The organism is Kribbella sp. NPDC050281, assembly GCF_040655855.1.
Lineage (GTDB): Bacteria > Actinomycetota > Actinomycetes > Propionibacteriales > Kribbellaceae > Kribbella.
Genome location: NZ_JBFAKS010000031.1, coordinates 16,070 through 31,390, shown reverse-complemented (window position 1 = coordinate 31,390; position 15,321 = coordinate 16,070). Strand labels below are relative to the sequence as shown.

The window sequence follows — 15,321 nt, the reverse complement described above, 5'->3', positions numbered from 1 at the left end:
AGACCCGGTCAGGTGGTGATCATTCTCGGCCGGGTCAGGGCCCAGATCACCCAGACATCGAGGGCGATCAGCAGCAACGACCACACTGGCGCGTAGGGGATGAAGAAGAAGTTGTCGATCGCGCTGAGGATGGCGAGGACCAGTGCTGTCACCCCGGCCCAGGTGGCCCGGTAGAACAGGCCGAAGCCCGCCACCACCATGAGCAGGCCGAGGAGCATGTGGATCCAGCCCCAGGCCGTCGTGTCGAGGTGGAAGGCGTACCCCTGGGCGGTCACGAAGTACCGGTCGTCGATGATCGCGGCGAGCCCGACGATCACCTGGAACGCCCCGAGCAGGACCATCATGGTCGCGGCGAACATGACACCGGTCATGGCGAACACGGACTGCTGTCGCCGGTCGTTGGTCTCTTCCTGGGTCATCTGCGCCCACCCCTCAGTGGTCGGCCACCCCGAATGGGTGCCGAGTGCTCATCGAGACTAAGCGCGCACAGGCGGTCAAAGGATCATCCGACTTGGGTGATGTCTCCGAACGCTTCGATCGAGCGGAGTACGTCGGCCTGCGGCATACCGGGCGGCTGGATCCGGAGGATGATGCCGTCGGCACCCATCTCCTCGTAGTGCGCCAGTCGCTCGGCGCACTCGGCCGGGGACCCGATCACGCTGCGTGCGGCGATGTCGTCCCAGCCCTGCGTGTAGCGGCTCACGTCCGTCGAGGTGCGCTTCCAGCCGGTGTAGGCGTCGTACAGGTCGCGCAGCGGCTCCTCCAGCGCCTGCCGGGCGTCCTGCGAGGTCGGGGCGCAGAAGCCCTCCCGGCAGAGGATCACCTCGGCGCCGAGCGTGCCCTCGCCGCGCGGGTACGACAGGTACTCGGCGATCTTGTCCGGCAGGTCGGAGTCCAGTTCGTTGAACGACGTGGTCCAGCCGTCGCACATCCGCGCGGTCCGCTCGAGGACGGCGGACACCCGGCCGCCGTTCCACAGCCGCGGCCGCGGGCTCTGCACCGGACGCGGCGAGAGGTACGCCTCCCGGATGCTGGTGAACTTGCCGTCGTACGAGACCTCGTCCTCGGTCCAGAGCCGGGTGACGATCTCCAGGCACTCCTCGAACCGCGCGACCCGCTCCGGCTGGGTCACGCCGTACAGGGCGAACTCCTCCGGCCGGTAGCCGAGCACGAAGCCGGCGGTGACGCGGCCGCCGGACAGTACGTCGAGGTGCGCGAGTGTCTCGGCCAGGACGACGGGGTGGTAGAGCGGGGCAACGATCCCCGCGGTGGCGATCCCGATCCGCTCGGTCTTCGCCGCCAGCCAGGTCAGCGAGCTGAGGATCTCGTGGTACCCGGGCCGGTGCAGGTGCCGTTCCCCGAGCACGATCCACTCGAACCCGGCCTGCTCGGCCAGCCGCGCCTGCTCCACCGCGTCCGCCAGCAAGGGCCGCTCGCCGGGGGTGCCGTAGAGGTTCAGATAGAGACCCAGCCGCATCGGGGGTGCCACCTTCCGTTGACAGAGAGCGCTCGCGGTATTTACGGTCTTGACCGTAAATGCTTTTGCGTGAGATTGCGACCCTTAGGAGCCGGAATTGAGTTTGGCATCGCATCCGGTCGGGGTGCCCGCCGGGACGGGCTCGGGGCCGATCAGCGCGATCAAGACCCGAGTGGTGAGCGCGCGGTACCGCCGGCCGTTCCGGATCAGCAGCGGGACCAGCACGGAGCTGGTCAGCCTGGTCGTCGAGGTGCACACCTCCGACGGTGCCGTCGGCATCGGTGAGACCTCCCCGATGACGGCGTACACCGGGGAGACGCTGGCCGGGGTCACCGCCGCGATCGAGGAACATCTCGCCCCGGCCCTGATCGGCCACGACCCGCTCGACCGGGCCGGGGCGCATGTGGTGATGGACACAGTCCTGCGCGGTCAGCAGGTGGCCAAGTCCGGCCTCGACATCGCGCTCTTCGACCTGGCCGGCCGGATCAGCGGCTGGCCGGTGCACACGCTGCTTGGCGGCAGCGTCCGGGACCGTGTGCAGACGACCTGGGTGGTCGGGCTGGGCACGCTGGACGAGATGGCGGCCGAGGCCGCCGAGTACTCCGCCAAGGGCTTCAGCCACCTGAAGGTCAAGGGCGGCCACGTACCGGCCGACGACCTGGAACTGATCCGCGCGGTCCGCTCTGTCATCCCCGCCGACGCCGAGCTGTGTCTCGACGCCAACGAGGGGTACGACGCGACCGCGCTGCCGTACCTCGCGAAGATGGCGGACGCCGGCCTGACACTGCTGGAGCAGCCGCTGCCGCGCTGGGACCTGGACGGCCTGGTCCGGCTGCGGGAGCGCCTCGACGTACGGCTGATGGTCGACGAGAGCATGCACTCGCTGCACGACGCTCTCGAGATCGCGCGGCGTGGTGCGGCCGACGTACTGAACATCAAGATCCTCAAGGTCGGCGGACTGCACCGCGCCCTGCAGATCGCGAACGTGGCCGAGGCTGCCGGGCTGGCGGTGAAGGTAGGCTCCATGCCGGAGCTGGGCGTGGCCACACTGGCCGCGGTTCACCTGGCCGCCGCCGTACCGGGTGCCACTGTCGCGGCCGATCTGGTCGGTCCGCTGATGGTGCACGAGGATCCACTCGCTCCGACCGTCTTCGCCGACTGTGACGGCTGGATCGACGTACCCAAGCGACCAGGCCTCGGCCACGACGTCTGAGAGGTCCCATGCACGCACTCGTCTCACGGCTCCGCGGCACGCTGCTTCCCGCGGTCGTCACTCCGATGTCCACCGAGGGCGTCGTCGCGTACGACGTACTGGCCTCGTACGCCGGTGCTCTCGCTGCTCAGCCCATCGGCGGGCTGGCCGTCTGGGCTCACACCGGGCGGGGGCTCTACCTGACGGCAGCTGACCGGTCCAAGGTGCTGGAGACGTGGCGACAGGCCACGGACCTCCCGATCGTCGCGGGAGTCGGCGTACCCAGGTCTGAATCGGCTCAGAGCCTGCAGGAGGCTTCCGACGCGACTGTGGCGATGGCACAGCAGGCGGCGGCGGGCGGAGCCGATGCGGTGATGGTCTACCCGCTGGCTGCTCTCGGAGACCTGCCGGACGGGCATGCGCAGGCGGTGGCGCTGCACGAGCGCGTGGCGGCCGAGAGTGGGCTGCCGCTGGTCGGCTTCTACCTGCACGGGGAGGCGGGCGGGTACCCGTACTCGCCTGAGCTGATCCGCGACCTGCTGAGCCTGGACTCCATGCTCGGGGTCAAGACGGCCACTCTGGACCGCGCCATCGGCTGCCAGGACGCCATCTGGGCCGGGCGCGGCACTGGCAAGCTCCTGATCACTGGCGAGGACCGGATGTACGGCCCGTCGTTCATGTGGGGCGCTGACACGGCCCTGGTCGGGATCGCCGCGGCTCAGGTCGAGCTGTCGGCCGCCGTACTGCGGAGCTGGACGTCAGGCGACCACAGCGGCTTCCTGACGGCCTCCGAACGACTGGACCGCTTTGCTGCGGCGACCTTCTACGCACCTATCGAGGGCTACGTGCAGCGGATGCTCTGGGCGGCCGTGTGGGAGGGCCTGATCCCGGAGGACGCGGCCCATGACCCCTACGGGCCGGAACTGCCGGCGAGTGAGCGCGACCTGGTGATCCGCTGCCTCGAGGAACTCAGCCACTATCCTGCGATTTAAGGGCCAGACCAGAAGTCTTCGAAGGAGTGCCGTGCAGATGAGCTCAGCCCCTGGCGCGGTGGCCTGATGGCCCTTTCCGTCGGCGTGGTCGGCCCCGAGGACCTGGTGCAGCGCGTCATCGCCGTCGGTCCGCCGAGCGGCGCGAATCTGCTCCCACTGCCCTACCGGCACGAGACCGAAGCGGTCGAACTGGTCGAGCAGGCGCACGAGAAGGTCGACGCGCTGCTGTTCACCGGCGTCGTGCCATACACGATCGCCACCGAGGCCGGCGTGATCGACCGGCCCGCGATGTACGTCTCGTACGACGGCGCCACGCTGCTGCGTGCCCTGGTCGAACTGCTTCGGCTCGGTCACAACGTCACCCAGTTCTCCATCGACACCCTGCGCCGCAGCGAGGTGATGGAGACGCTGATCGAGGCCAAGCTCCCGACCGACCAGATCCAGGTGCTCCCGTACCGGCCCGGCCTGACGTCGGACGACATCGTCGAGTTCCACCGGACCGCGCGGGACAAGCACGACACCAAGGTCGCGATCAGTTGCCTCGGCTCCGCCTTCCACCTGCTCGAGAACGAGATGCCCTCGGTCCGGCTCGCACCGTCGCGGTACTCGATCCGGTCGACGCTGCAAGCGCTGGTTCTGACGACGACCGGCCAGCACGTCGGCGACGCGCAGGTCGCGCTCGGCGTCATCGACCTGCCCGAGCCGGACGACGCCCTGGCCGCCGACCTGATCACGCTCGGTGGCAGCCTGGCCGCACTCCCCGACGGCCGGCACCTCGTCGTCACCACCCGTGGCCTGCTCGAGCAGGCGACCGAACAGTTCTCCCGGATGCCCCTCCTCGACCACCTCGCCGCACGGCACAGCACGGCGTACGTCGGCTTCGGCGTCGGACGTACTGCGGCCGAAGCGGAGGCACTCGCCCGTCGCGCGGTCAGCCGGGCGGGCTCGATCGGCACGGTCGCCGGGGTGGTGTCGATGTCCGACGACGTGGAGATCGTGATCGAACCGTCCGGTGATCACCCGGCCGCCGCACGCGGCACCGAAAGCCTCCCGCTCCTGGCGCGACGGGTCGGCCTCAACACGCAAACCCTGGCCCGGATGCGCGAGCTCACCACCGCCCTCCCCGACGGCCTCACCACCCAAGACGTCGCCGACCACCTGGCCGTCCAGCTCCGCACTGCCCGCCGGGTCCTCAAACGCCTCGAACGAGCCGGCCTCGCCGACCCCATAGGCAGCCAGCAACACGGCCGAACCGGCCGCCCACCCACCGTCTACCTCATCCGCTTGTAGCCGCCACCCTCCCCCCCCGTCTGCCTGGCTGGCCAATCAGACAGTGGGAGCTTGTAGCCGCCACCCTCCCCCCGTCTGCCTGGCTGGCCAATCAGACGGTGGGTTCGCCCATGGCACGCAGTGGGCCAACCCACCCGCTGATGGGTCAGCCCATCAGCGGGTGCTGGGGTGGATGACGGTGACGCCGGCGGGGGTGCCGGTCGACAGGGCGGCCAGGGCGGCCGGAGTTTCGTTGAGGGTGATGGTGCGGGTGATCAGGTCGGCGGGTTTGAGGTTGCCGGTGGCAACTAAGCCGAGCATTTCGGGATAGGCGTGCGCGGGCATGCCGTGGCTGCCGAGCCAGTGGAGTTCCTGGCCGATGAGGCGGCCTACGTCCAGCTGCACTCCGGACGGCAGGAGGCCGACCTGGAGGTGGCGGCCACGCGGTTTCAGTGCGTGCAGCGCCTGCTGGACGATGTCGTTGGAGCCGAGGGCATCCATGGTCACGTGTGCGCCACCGAGGTCCCGGATCTCCTGCACGGTGGTCGACCCCGCTTGCAGGGTGTCGGATGCGCCGTACTCGCGGGCGAGCTTCAACGCATCGGGATTGGTGTCGACCGCGATCACCCGCGCACCGAGAGCCGCCGCGATCATGACGGCCGACAGACCGACGCCGCCGCAGCCGAAGATCACCACGTTCTCCCCGGCGACCACCTTGCCCACTTGGTGGATTGCGCGGAACGACGTCGCGAAGCGGCACCCGAGGCCGGCAGCGGTCGCGAAGTCCAAATCGTCGGGCAGCCGGACCAGATTCACCTCGGCGTAGGGCACCGCGACGTACTCGGCGAACGAACCCCAGTAGTTGAACCCGGGCTGTAGCTGATTCGGGCAGACCTGCTGATTCCCCTCGCGGCACTGCTCACACACACCACACGCACAGATGAACGGCGTCGTCACCCGCTCCCCGACCTGCCACCCCTGTACGCCGGACCCGACCGCGGCGATCGTCCCGGCGAGCTCATGCCCCGGCACATGCGGCAACACGATGTCCGAGTCGTGCCCCATCCACCCGTGCCAGTCGCTCCGGCACAACCCGGTCGCCTCGACCTTCAGAACGACCGAACCATCCGCCGGCTCGGGCCGCGGAACCTCTTGTACGACGGGCAGTACGCCGTACTCCTCGATGACGACAGCGCGCATGGCGGCATCGTAGTCAGCCAACGCAGAACTCGTTGCCCTCGGGATCGAGCATCACGATGTGGCCGAGTTCGGGGCCGTAGAAGTCCTCTCGTACCTGGGTCGCGCCCAGCTCCATCAGCGCGGCCGCCTTCGTGCGCATGCGCTCTGCGGAGGCGGCGTCCCGCTCGCCAGGCCCCGCCACGCGGATGTCGATGTGCAGCCGGTTCTTCGAGGTCTTGGGCTCGGGGACGCGGCCGAAACAGATCGCCGGCCCGACGTCGTCGGGATCGATGATCCCCGCCATGTCCGGCTCGTCGAAGCCGGGCTCGATCACGTAGCCGAGGGCCGCCGCCCAGAATCGCGCCAGCTTCTGTGGGTCGGCGGCATCCCCACCGATGGTCCATTTCGTCGCCATGCAGGCGACGGTACCGGTGGTTCCGGACGAACGGCGCCCGGAACCACCGGGAAGATCAGCCGCCGGCGACCGCGGGGATGATGGAGACCTGGCCGCCATCCTTGATCGAGGTCTGCAGGCCGTCGGCGAACCGTACGTCGTCGTCGTCGACGTACACGTTCACGAACCGGCGCAGCTCACCCGACTCGTCCAGCACCCGGCCCTTGATCCCGGGGTAGGAGCTGTCCAGCGAGTCGAGCACCTCGACCAGTGTCGCGCCCTCGGCGGACACCTCGGACGCGCCCTGGGTGTAGGGCCGCAGGATGGTCGGGACCCGTACGCTCACGCTCACTGCAGGCCTGCCTTCACGAAGGCGTCGTACGACGCGGGGATGGTCACCTTGGGGCCGACCCGGTCGGCCACGGCGTCGAGCGTCTTCAGCCCGTCGCCGGAGTTGATGATCACCGTCTCGGCCTCGGGGTCGAGCTGACCGGTCTCGATCAGCTTCTTCAGCGTCGCGACCGTCACCCCACCCGCGGTCTCGGTGAAGATGCCCTCGGTCCGGGCCAGCAACTGGATGCCCTCGACCACTTCCTCGTCGCTGACGTCCGCGATCACGCCGCCGGTACGGCGGGCGACGTCCAGCACGTACGGTCCGTCGGCCGGGTTGCCGATCGCCAGCGACTTCGCGATCGTCGACGGCTTCACCGGCTTGACCACGTCGTGGCCGTCGCGGAACGCCTGCGCGACGGGCGAGCAGCCGGTCGCCTGCGCGCCGTACACCTTGTAGTCGGTGGCGTCGACGAGGCCGAGCTTGCCGAGCTCGGTGAAGCCCTTGTCGATCTTGGTCAGCTGCGAACCGGAGGCGACCGGGATGACGATCTGCTGCGGCAGCCGCCAGCCGAGCTGCTCGGCGATCTCGAAGGCCAGCGTCTTGGAACCCTCGGAGTAGTACGGGCGGACGTTGACGTTGACGAACGCCCAGCCCTCCTCCTCGCCGGCGATCTCCGAGGCCAGCTTGTTCACGTCGTCGTAGTTGCCTTCGACGGCGACCAGGGTGCCGCCGTACACGGCGGTGGTGATCACCTTCGGGCGCTCGAGGTCGTGCGGGATGAACACGACCGAGCGGATGCCGGCCCGGGCGGCGGCCGCGGCGACGGCGTTGGCCAGGTTGCCGGTGGAGGGGCAGGCGAAGACCTTCAGGCCGAGCTCGCGGGTGGCGCTCAGGGCGGACGCGACCACGCGGTCCTTGAACGAGTGGGTCGGGTTGCCCGAGTCGTCCTTGACCCACAGCTTGCGCAGGCCGAGTTCGCGGGCGAGGTTGCCGGCGTCGATCAGCCGGGTGTAGCCCGGCTCGGTGTTCGGGAAGCTGGCCACGTCGACCGGGACGGGCAGCAGCGGTTGGTAGCGCCAGATGTTCTTGGGTCCGGCCTCGATCTGCTCGCGGGTGATGGCCGGGTAGTCGTACCCGACCTCGAGTGGACCGAAGCATTCCATACAGGCGTAGAACGGACCGAGCGGCGACTTCGCCCCGCAGGCGCGACAGCTCAGGTGCGTACCGTTGCCAAAGGCACCTTCACGGATCGTGTGGGTGGCGGTCAGGCTCATGAGTGAGGTTCCCCTCTCATCTTCCCCGGGAGCCGGATCTCGGCGCGGGACGGATTTGGCACCGTTCCGCCGCGAGGGCCCCGGACTGGGACCTCAACGGGGAGGGTTGCCGGGACATCAACGGGCCGTTTCCCTCAGTCCCTCTGGATGAGCTCCCCCGAGATTACCCAATCGGGTCCATATTGTGTCTTCACTTCCCACCATCCGAGACGGCCGATCTCAGCGCTAACTCCGCTGTTCCAGAAAGCGCATGACCGGTGTGGCGGCGATGCCATGCAGTACGACGCTCAGGACCACGGTGAAACCGAGCGTCGCCCACAACCACGGCAACTCGGAGCTGAAGTGCGCGCCGACCGCGGCCAGGTAGTAGATCGACGACACCCCACGGACCCCGAAGGCCGCAGTCGCCCAGCGCTCCGACCGGTCCAGCTCCGTGCGCGCGAGCGACAGCCAGGCAACCAGTGGGCGCACCACCAGCACGAGCAGTACGCCGATCGCTGCGCCGGCCGGCGTGAGCGGCTTGAGCAGACCGCCGGTGATCGCGACACCGAGGAGCAGCAGCACTCCCCAGGTCAGGATGTGTTCGAGCTCACCGATGAAGTCGTGCAACTCCTCGTGGAAGTCATGACGACGCTCGGCTGACCGGAGCGTGAGCGCCGCGACGAACACCGCGATGAAGCCGTAGCCGTGCAGGACCTCGGTGAGCCCGTACACGCCAAGGGTCATGGCCAGCGCCAGCACCGGCTCGCGAGAGTCCGCCAGGCGGAAACTCCGCGCCGGCGCCGAGAAGGTCATCCTCCCCAGCAACCAGCCCGCCCCGAAGCCGACGGCGACTCCGATGACCGACTTGCCGACCACGTCCCAAGCCAGCCACTCGACCGGCGAGAAGCTCTTGGTGGCGATGAATACGGCGAGGTAGACGAGCGGAGCGGCCAGACCGTCGTTCAGGCCGGCCTCCGAGGTCAGCGCGAACCGCACTTCGTCGTCCTCGTCGAGCTCGGCGTCCTCCCCGGTGGTCGGCCCGCCGACCTGGACGTCGGACGCCAGCACCGGGTCGGTGGGCGCCAGGACGGCGGCGATGAGCAGCGCCGTCGCCGGCGCGAGGCCGAGCAGCCAGCCGACTCCGGTCAGTGCAGCGACCCCTGCGGGCATCGCGACGAACAGCAGTCGCCAGGTGACTCTCCACTGCAGCAGGCTGATCGGGCGGTCGATGGCCAGACCTACGCCCATCAGGGCGACGATCACTGTCAGTTCGGCCAGGTGCTTGGTGACCTCGGGTTCGGCGATCGGGCTGAGCTCCCGGTCGCCGACTGCCAGGCCTAGCAGGAGGCCGGCGCCGAGGAACGCGATCGGCGCGGAGACGGCGTACCGGCGGAGGAGACGCGGGAGCACTGCGCCGAGCAGGAGAGCCAGCCCCGCCACCAGGTAGAGCCCGTCCCCGTTGATCGTCATGGTGGCGCTCCAGTGCCCCGGCGACGGCTACCTCAAGCGGTGGGTCGCGCCGGGGGTGTGCGTGGGCAGGGACTTGCGTGGGCCGTAGCGCGGGTGGCGGATGCCGGCCATCTCGAGGAGCCGCTGCACCCGGAACCGGTGGCCGCGGTACGGCTCGATCAGCTCGGCGCACCCGTCGTCGTCGAGTTCCTCGCCGATCAGCGCGTACGACACGTCGCGGGACACGTGGTAGTCCGCGAACGAGAACGCGTCGGCGTCACCGTGAGCCCGCTGCCGCACCTCGGCCGCGGTCCACACCCCGACGCCCGGCAGCGACCGCAGTCGCCGCTCGATCTCCGCCGAGTCCGTCAGCTCCAGCGTCCGCTCCAATGCCTTGGCCCGGGTCGCCGCCGTCACCACCACCCGCGAGCGCCGGCCCTCCACTCCGGCCCGCAGCCACTGCCAAGACGGGATCTGCCGCCACTCCTCCGGCGACGGCGGGACCATCATCACGCGCCCATCCCGTGTGCTCGGGCCCGGCGCGGGCTCGCCGTACTCACGCAGCAGCAGCCGCCAGGCTCGGAACGCCTCCTTGCCGGTGACGACCTGCTCGATCCCCGCAGCCGCCATCGCCTCGAACACCGCCCGCGTCCGCGGCACCCGAACGTGCGGGAACCGCCGAGCCGCATCCACCAGCGCCCCATGCTCCGGCAACGGCTCGAACCCGTCCCAGCTGTCCGCCTCGCCCAGCAACTCCGGCACCCCGTCGAGCACCCAGGCCGACCCCGGCCCCCACGCCTCCGCCTCGACTTCGCCGGCGTACGGCGTCAGTCGAAGGAGCACCGGCCCGTCCGGCGTCCGCGTCGCCCGCCAGACCGTCCGACGACCACCCTCGAAGTAGTACGCAGGGTCGCCAGGCCCCTTCCGCAACCCTCCGATCACCGAATGCGGATCAACCATCCGCCCAGCCCGCCAAACCCGCACCACCGAACTCACCCACCAAGTCTTACTCACCCCACGGACAGAACCGCATACTGACCGCATGGGTGGGTGGCAGTGGGTGAAGGTGGTGGGGAACTTCGTGAATCTGACGACGGTTGCCGGGTTGCTGGTGGGGGCGATCGGGCGGGCTCGGGTCAGTCGGGGGCCGCGGGGGTTGTACTTCGCGAACGGGTACCGGATCAAGTTCCCGGTGGCGGGGGCGTTCACGATCGGGAACGTGGTGCTGAGCAAGCACGAGCGCTCGTACTTCGACGACGAGGCTCTCGTGCGGCACGAGGAGCGGCACTCGTGGCAGTACTTCTGGCTGCTCGGGTTGCCGATGCTGCCGCTGTACGTCGTCGGTGTGATCGTCTCGTTCCTGCTCACCGGCGATCCGGCGTCACGCAACCCGTTCGAGCGGATGGCGAGCCTCAAGGACGGCGGGTACGTCGAGCGGCCGATCCAGCCGATCGGTCAGACCCTGACCCAGGCGTTCAGCGGGCTGCGATCGCGTCCGAAAGGGCCGTGAGGACCGTCACCACGCCGGTCGGATCGTCGACCACGATGTCCGCGGCTTCGATCAACTCGGTCGCGCCGGACGACCGGGTGGCCAGGAGCACCGCGCGCAGTCCGGCCTTGCGGTGCTCGTCGATCGCCCGGAACGCCGCCAGGTCGCCGAGGTCGTCCCCGGCGTACAAAACCGACTCAGCACCGGTGGACTCGATCAGACCGCGCAGCGCGACGCCCTTGTCGATGCCGGGCGGCCGCAGCTCGAGCACCAGGTTGCCCGGCTCCAGCCGCAGCTCAGTGGCGGCGGCCAGCTCGGTCAACGGCGTACGCAGGAGCTCCAGCGCGCCGACCGGATCCGGCAGCCGGCGGGTGTGGACAGCCAGCGAGCTCTCTTTGTCCTCGACGAAGGCGTCCGGCAGACCGGCCTCCTGCAGCAGCCCCGGCAGCCGCGAACGGGCCACAGCGACACCCTCAGGCACCGGCTCGCTGGTCACCCGCCCGGTCGACGCATCCCACCGCTCCAGACCGTAGTGCCCGAGTACGACGAGACCCCCCAAACCAGCGTGGCCGGTGACACCCATGAGCTCGGTCGCCACCAGGGCCGGACGACCGGTGACGATCGCGACCTGCTTGACCGACCGGGCCAGCCGGGCCAGTGCGTCCAGGGCGCCGTCGACCGGACGGGCTCGCGCCGGGTCCTCGACCAGCGGCGACAGCACCCCGTCGAAGTCCGACGAGATGACGGCTCCGGCCGGGTGGGCGACGATCGCCTCCCAGCCCTCCCGACCGGCGTCCGTCTGGATGACCGGCGTACTCATCCGGTGTAGTCCGAGGTGAGGATCACGGTGAGGCGGTCCTTCTTCATGTTGTCCAGCGCGCCCTTGGTCCGGCTGATGCCCAGATCGCGGGCGAGCTGGTTGGCGGCGTCGAGCATGCCCGGCGGGTAGTACACGGTGCTCTCGGCGATCTTGCCGTGCCAGTTGTCGGCACCGGCGACGGTCCAGCCGGCCTGCCGCGCCCGGCCTGCGACCGAGTCGGCCAGGCCCTTGCGCCCGGTGTTGTTGTAGACCTCGACCGCGGGCCGCTCGGCCGGCGGGATGGCCGGCTCGGTGGCCGGCGGCGGCGCGGTGGTCGTCTCGCTCGACGGCGGCTGCGTCGGCTCAGGGGTGGGCGCACTGGTGGGCTCGGTCGTGGGAGGTCCAGGCGTTTCGGATTCACCAGGCCGCGGCACGCTCGCGACGATCGTCGACGGCCCGGTCGTCGGCTTGGTGCTCGGCTTCGGGCTGGTCGCGCTGGACGGCTGGTCCGCGGTGCTGTCGCTGCCGCGCGTGCCGAACAGCACCAGCAGGCCGGCGACGATCGCGACGACGGCGAGCACGGCGACGAGGGACGAGAGGACCTGGCCCCGTTCGTCCGTCGGGCGGGACATTCTCAGACCTCGATGCCCAGCCGGCGTGCGGAGCGGGCTCGCTGCCGGGCGGCACGCAGGCGGCGCAGCCGTTTCACCAGCAGTGGATCGTGGGCGAGAGCCTCGGGCCGGTCGATCAGTGCGTTCAGGACCTGGTAGTACCGGGTGGCCGACATCTGGAACTGGTCCCGGATCGCCTGCTCCTTCGCACCGGCGTACTTCCACCAGTGCCGCTCGAAGGCGAGGATGGCGCCGTCACGCTCGGAGAGCCCGGCGACAGCCGGCGGCGCAGCCTCGGCAGGACCGGGAGAGCTGGCGTTGGCGCTGTCCATCTGTTGATGACTCCTGTGCGGTCGGTGATCGTCCGTCCGCGCTCCACTGTACGTGCTGAACAACAGCGATGTCATTCACCGGCGACCGACACGAAGCGTGTCGTTGAGCGGACAGCCAGACGTGGCCAACTCTGGCAGGATCGACCGTGTGAGCTCAACTCTCTCCAGCGTGGCGCTGGTAGAAGAGCTGCAGGCCAGGAGCCGTGAGGTGGACCCGCTGGTCAACGCCATCTGCACGCCGAACACTGCCGCTCTCACCCATGCCGCCCAACTCGACACAGAGCGTGACGATGGGCGTGTCCGCGGCCCGCTGCACGGCGTACCGATTCTGGTGAAGGACAACATCGACACCGCCGACCTGCCGACGACCGCCGGCTCGCTGGCGCTGGCCGATCAGCCGCCACCACCGGAGGACGCCCCACTGGTCCGCCGGCTGCGTGCGGCGGGCTGCGTCGTCCTCGGCAAGACCAACCTGAGCGAGTGGGCCAACTTCCGCGGCTCGTCGTCCTCATCCGGCTGGAGCGCGTACGGCGGCCTGACCCGCAACCCGTACGCCCTGAACCGCTCGGCCGGCGGCTCCTCGAGTGGATCCGGCGCAGCCGTGGCCGCCGGGCTGGTGGACTACGCCATCGGAACTGAGACCAACGGGTCGATCGTCTGCCCCGCCGCGCTGAACGGCATCGTCGGTCTGAAGCCCACGGTCGGCCTCGTCTCGCAGCAGGGCATCGTGCCGATCTCGCACTCGCAGGACACGGCCGGTCCGATGACGAGGACCGTGTTCCAGGCCGCTGCCCTGCTGACCGTGCTGACCGGTGGTGGCACCGACTACACAGAGCACTGCCGTGGTGACGATCTCAGTGACCTGCGGATCGGCGTACCGCGAGGACCGCTGTGGGGGTACTCGACCGGCCTCGACGAGGTCAGCGAGCGGGCTCTGGAGATCCTCAGCCGCTGTGGCGCCACGCTGGTGGACCACTTGTCGCTGCCGACGCCCGGTGGCGAGGAGGACCAATTGCAGGTCCTGGCTCACGAGCTGAAGGTCGATCTGGCTGCCTACCTGTCCACCCGCGTTCCCGGGGGTCCACGCACGCTGGACGACCTGATCGCGTTCAACAAGGAGCATGCGGACGTCGAGCTCCAGTGGTTCGGTCAGGAGCTGTTCGAGCGGGCCGCGGAGACCGAGGGCCTGGGCTCCCCGATCTATGTCGCTTCCCGGCTGACAGCGCTGCGGGCCGGCCGGGACGGCATCGACAACCTGCTCCAGGACAACCAGCTGGACGCTCTGGTCTCGCCGTCGTACTCGCCGGCCTGGACGATCGACCTGGTGAACGGCGACCACGTGCTCGGAAGTTCGTCCTCACATGCCGCGCTGGCGGGCTATCCGCTGCTCTCGGTGCCGTCCGGAACGGTCTCCGGACTGCCGGTCGGGATCACCTTCAGCGGTACCGGCCGGAGTGACGCCACGCTCATTCGCTTGGCTCATGCGTTCGAAACGGCGAGAATCAAGGCAGACGGACCGTTTCCGACCCCGGAGTTCACACAGTGGGTGTAGATCGCGTCAGGTGGGGCGTTGTTGCTACTGGCAACATCTCGACGTCGTTCACGAGGGACCTGAAGCTACTCGCCGACGACGCCGTGGTCACCGCTGTCTCGTCCCGGTCCCAGCAGAGCGCGGACCGGTTCGCCGCCGAGTTCGGCATCGACCACGCGTACGACGACTATCGCCGACTGATTGAATCCGGCACCGTCGACGTGATCTACATCGGTACACCGCACCCACAGCACTACGCGATCGCCCGCGCCGCACTGCAGGCCGGTATCGCGGTCCTGTGTGAGAAGCCGGTCACCCTCACGGCCAAGCAGGCCCGGGACCTGATCGCCGTCGCCACCGAGCACAACACGTTGTTCGCCGAGGCGATGTGGATGCGGACCAACCCCGTGATCCAGGCGATGTTCGCCGATCTGCACAGCGGCGTGATCGGCGAACCGCGGCAGGTCGTCGCGGACTTCGCGTTCTACAAGCCGTCGCTGCCCGCACGCCTGCTCGACCCGGCGCTGGGCGGCGGTTCGCTGATGGACGGCGGCATCTACCCGATGACGTTCACCTACATGACCCTCGGGCGACCCGCCGAAATCAAGGCGGTCGGCTCGCTCAACGACGACGGCATCGATCTGAACGTCGCCATGGCCTGGCGGTACGACTCCGGCGCGGTGGCCGCGATCACCTGCGGCCTGCGTTCTCAGAACCCCTGGACAGCCTCGGTGAGTGGCCCCGAGGGCAGTCTGCAACTCCCACACCGCTTCCACCACCCGGAGTACTACGTGCGCAGTACGGCTTCCGGCCCGGAGCGGATCGACGTACCGACGCATGGGCTTGGGTACCACTACGAAGCCGCCGCAGTGATGCAGGCGCTGCGCGATGGACTGGTTGAGGTCCCGTCGCTGCCGCATGCCGCCACGGTCGGGATCCTCGAACTCCTCGACGAGACACGGAGACAGATCGGGGTCCGTTACCCCGGTGACGACGACGACCTGAGTGGATGAACTG

General features: G+C 69.3%; 17 protein-coding genes and 1 riboswitch. Of the genes, 6 read left to right on the top strand and 11 right to left on the bottom strand.

From position 1 onward, the window contains the following. Nucleotides 1–8 precede the first annotated feature (8 nt). Entirely contained in the window at nt 9–419 is a 411-nt protein-coding gene (locus AB0I34_RS29310; RefSeq protein ID WP_360451248.1) for a hypothetical protein, read from the bottom strand. Nucleotides 420–502: 83 nt separating this feature from the next. Next, on the bottom strand, nt 503–1,477 hold the full coding sequence (locus AB0I34_RS29305; protein ID WP_360451246.1) for an LLM class flavin-dependent oxidoreductase: 975 nt from the start codon (nt 1,475–1,477) through the stop codon (nt 503–505). A gap of 97 nt (nt 1,478–1,574) precedes the next feature. Here AB0I34_RS29305 and AB0I34_RS29300 point away from each other — a divergent pair, with 97 nt between their 5' ends. The 3 genes from AB0I34_RS29300 to AB0I34_RS29290 all read left to right on the top strand — a co-directional run bounded on the left by AB0I34_RS29300 (nt 1,575) and on the right by AB0I34_RS29290 (nt 4,951). Continuing rightward, the gene (locus AB0I34_RS29300) at nt 1,575–2,690 is read left to right on the top strand and encodes a dipeptide epimerase (RefSeq protein ID WP_360451243.1); all 1,116 of its coding nucleotides are present in this window, start codon (nt 1,575–1,577) and stop codon (nt 2,688–2,690) included. An 8-nt stretch (nt 2,691–2,698) separates the two neighbouring features. Further along, complete coding sequence (locus AB0I34_RS29295; RefSeq protein WP_360451241.1) at nt 2,699–3,661, top strand: dihydrodipicolinate synthase family protein; 963 nt, start codon at nt 2,699–2,701, stop codon at nt 3,659–3,661. A gap of 66 nt (nt 3,662–3,727) precedes the next feature. After that, nucleotides 3,728–4,951: a hypothetical protein gene (locus AB0I34_RS29290; protein ID WP_360451238.1), complete on the top strand. Its 1,224-nt coding sequence runs from the start codon at nt 3,728–3,730 to the stop codon at nt 4,949–4,951. A gap of 153 nt (nt 4,952–5,104) precedes the next feature. Here the strand turns inward: AB0I34_RS29290 and AB0I34_RS29285 are convergent, their stop codons facing one another. From AB0I34_RS29285 to AB0I34_RS29260, 6 genes are all read right to left on the bottom strand, one after another. Then, complete coding sequence (locus AB0I34_RS29285) at nt 5,105–6,130, bottom strand: zinc-dependent alcohol dehydrogenase family protein (RefSeq protein ID WP_360451236.1); 1,026 nt, start codon at nt 6,128–6,130, stop codon at nt 5,105–5,107. Between the two features lie 13 nt (nt 6,131–6,143). Then, nucleotides 6,144–6,524, bottom strand: coding sequence for a VOC family protein (locus AB0I34_RS29280; protein WP_360451233.1), 381 nt, complete (start codon nt 6,522–6,524; stop codon nt 6,144–6,146). A 55-nt stretch (nt 6,525–6,579) separates the two neighbouring features. Further along, on the bottom strand, nt 6,580–6,855 hold the full coding sequence (locus tag AB0I34_RS29275) for a ubiquitin-like small modifier protein 1 (RefSeq protein ID WP_360451231.1): 276 nt from the start codon (nt 6,853–6,855) through the stop codon (nt 6,580–6,582). Beyond that, nucleotides 6,852–8,111: a threonine synthase gene (gene thrC, locus AB0I34_RS29270; protein WP_360451228.1), complete on the bottom strand. Its 1,260-nt coding sequence runs from the start codon at nt 8,109–8,111 to the stop codon at nt 6,852–6,854. Before thrC ends, AB0I34_RS29275 begins: the two co-directional genes overlap by 4 nt. 13 nt (nt 8,112–8,124) lie before the next feature. Continuing rightward, a riboswitch (SAM riboswitch) is annotated at nt 8,125–8,265 on the bottom strand. Between the two features lie 71 nt (nt 8,266–8,336). Then, nucleotides 8,337–9,563, bottom strand: a complete 1,227-nt coding sequence (locus tag AB0I34_RS29265; RefSeq protein ID WP_360451225.1) for a cation:proton antiporter — start codon at nt 9,561–9,563, stop codon at nt 8,337–8,339. A 27-nt stretch (nt 9,564–9,590) separates the two neighbouring features. Further along, entirely contained in the window at nt 9,591–10,502 is a 912-nt protein-coding gene (locus tag AB0I34_RS29260) for a DNA-3-methyladenine glycosylase 2 family protein (RefSeq protein ID WP_360451223.1), read from the bottom strand. Nucleotides 10,503–10,584: 82 nt separating this feature from the next. On the opposite strand from AB0I34_RS29260, the gene AB0I34_RS29255 reads away from it, so the two are divergent. Further along, nucleotides 10,585–11,052, top strand: coding sequence for a hypothetical protein (locus AB0I34_RS29255; protein WP_360451221.1), 468 nt, complete (start codon nt 10,585–10,587; stop codon nt 11,050–11,052). On the opposite strand, the gene otsB is transcribed toward AB0I34_RS29255, so the two are convergent. The 3 genes from otsB to AB0I34_RS29240 are packed head-to-tail and all read right to left on the bottom strand — an operon-like array spanning nt 11,018 to nt 12,773. After that, complete coding sequence (gene otsB / locus AB0I34_RS29250; RefSeq protein WP_360451218.1) at nt 11,018–11,851, bottom strand: trehalose-phosphatase; 834 nt, start codon at nt 11,849–11,851, stop codon at nt 11,018–11,020. The two genes, AB0I34_RS29255 and otsB, sit on opposite strands and share 35 nt — an antisense overlap. Next, entirely contained in the window at nt 11,848–12,462 is a 615-nt protein-coding gene (locus AB0I34_RS29245) for a LytR C-terminal domain-containing protein (RefSeq protein ID WP_360451215.1), read from the bottom strand. Before AB0I34_RS29245 ends, otsB begins: the two co-directional genes overlap by 4 nt. 2 nt (nt 12,463–12,464) lie before the next feature. Further along, complete coding sequence (locus AB0I34_RS29240) at nt 12,465–12,773, bottom strand: DUF3263 domain-containing protein (RefSeq protein WP_131352967.1); 309 nt, start codon at nt 12,771–12,773, stop codon at nt 12,465–12,467. A gap of 148 nt (nt 12,774–12,921) precedes the next feature. On the opposite strand from AB0I34_RS29240, the gene AB0I34_RS29235 reads away from it, so the two are divergent. Both AB0I34_RS29235 and AB0I34_RS29230 read left to right on the top strand, forming a co-directional pair. Then, nucleotides 12,922–14,325, top strand: coding sequence for an amidase (locus AB0I34_RS29235; RefSeq protein WP_360451212.1), 1,404 nt, complete (start codon nt 12,922–12,924; stop codon nt 14,323–14,325). Continuing rightward, nucleotides 14,316–15,317, top strand: coding sequence for a Gfo/Idh/MocA family oxidoreductase (locus AB0I34_RS29230; protein ID WP_360451209.1), 1,002 nt, complete (start codon nt 14,316–14,318; stop codon nt 15,315–15,317). Before AB0I34_RS29235 ends, AB0I34_RS29230 begins: the two co-directional genes overlap by 10 nt. The last annotated feature ends 4 nt before the right edge of the window (nt 15,318–15,321 follow it).

Coding starts and splice junctions, on each gene's coding strand:
- AB0I34_RS29310 (WP_360451248.1), bottom strand. CDS start 419: ATGACCCAGGAAGAGACCAACGACCGGCGACAGCAGTCCGTGTTCGCC.
- AB0I34_RS29305 (WP_360451246.1), bottom strand. CDS start 1,477: ATGCGGCTGGGTCTCTATCTGAACCTCTACGGCACCCCCGGCGAGCGG.
- AB0I34_RS29295 (WP_360451241.1), top strand. CDS start 2,699: ATGCACGCACTCGTCTCACGGCTCCGCGGCACGCTGCTTCCCGCGGTC.
- AB0I34_RS29290 (WP_360451238.1), top strand. CDS start 3,728: ATGGCCCTTTCCGTCGGCGTGGTCGGCCCCGAGGACCTGGTGCAGCGC.
- AB0I34_RS29285 (WP_360451236.1), bottom strand. CDS start 6,130: ATGCGCGCTGTCGTCATCGAGGAGTACGGCGTACTGCCCGTCGTACAA.
- AB0I34_RS29280 (WP_360451233.1), bottom strand. CDS start 6,524: ATGGCGACGAAATGGACCATCGGTGGGGATGCCGCCGACCCACAGAAG.
- thrC (WP_360451228.1), bottom strand. CDS start 8,111: ATGAGCCTGACCGCCACCCACACGATCCGTGAAGGTGCCTTTGGCAAC.
- AB0I34_RS29265 (WP_360451225.1), bottom strand. CDS start 9,563: ATGACGATCAACGGGGACGGGCTCTACCTGGTGGCGGGGCTGGCTCTC.
- AB0I34_RS29260 (WP_360451223.1), bottom strand. CDS start 10,502: ATGGTTGATCCGCATTCGGTGATCGGAGGGTTGCGGAAGGGGCCTGGC.
- AB0I34_RS29255 (WP_360451221.1), top strand. CDS start 10,585: ATGGGTGGGTGGCAGTGGGTGAAGGTGGTGGGGAACTTCGTGAATCTG.
- otsB (WP_360451218.1), bottom strand. CDS start 11,851: ATGAGTACGCCGGTCATCCAGACGGACGCCGGTCGGGAGGGCTGGGAG.
- AB0I34_RS29245 (WP_360451215.1), bottom strand. CDS start 12,462: ATGTCCCGCCCGACGGACGAACGGGGCCAGGTCCTCTCGTCCCTCGTC.
- AB0I34_RS29240 (WP_131352967.1), bottom strand. CDS start 12,773: ATGGACAGCGCCAACGCCAGCTCTCCCGGTCCTGCCGAGGCTGCGCCG.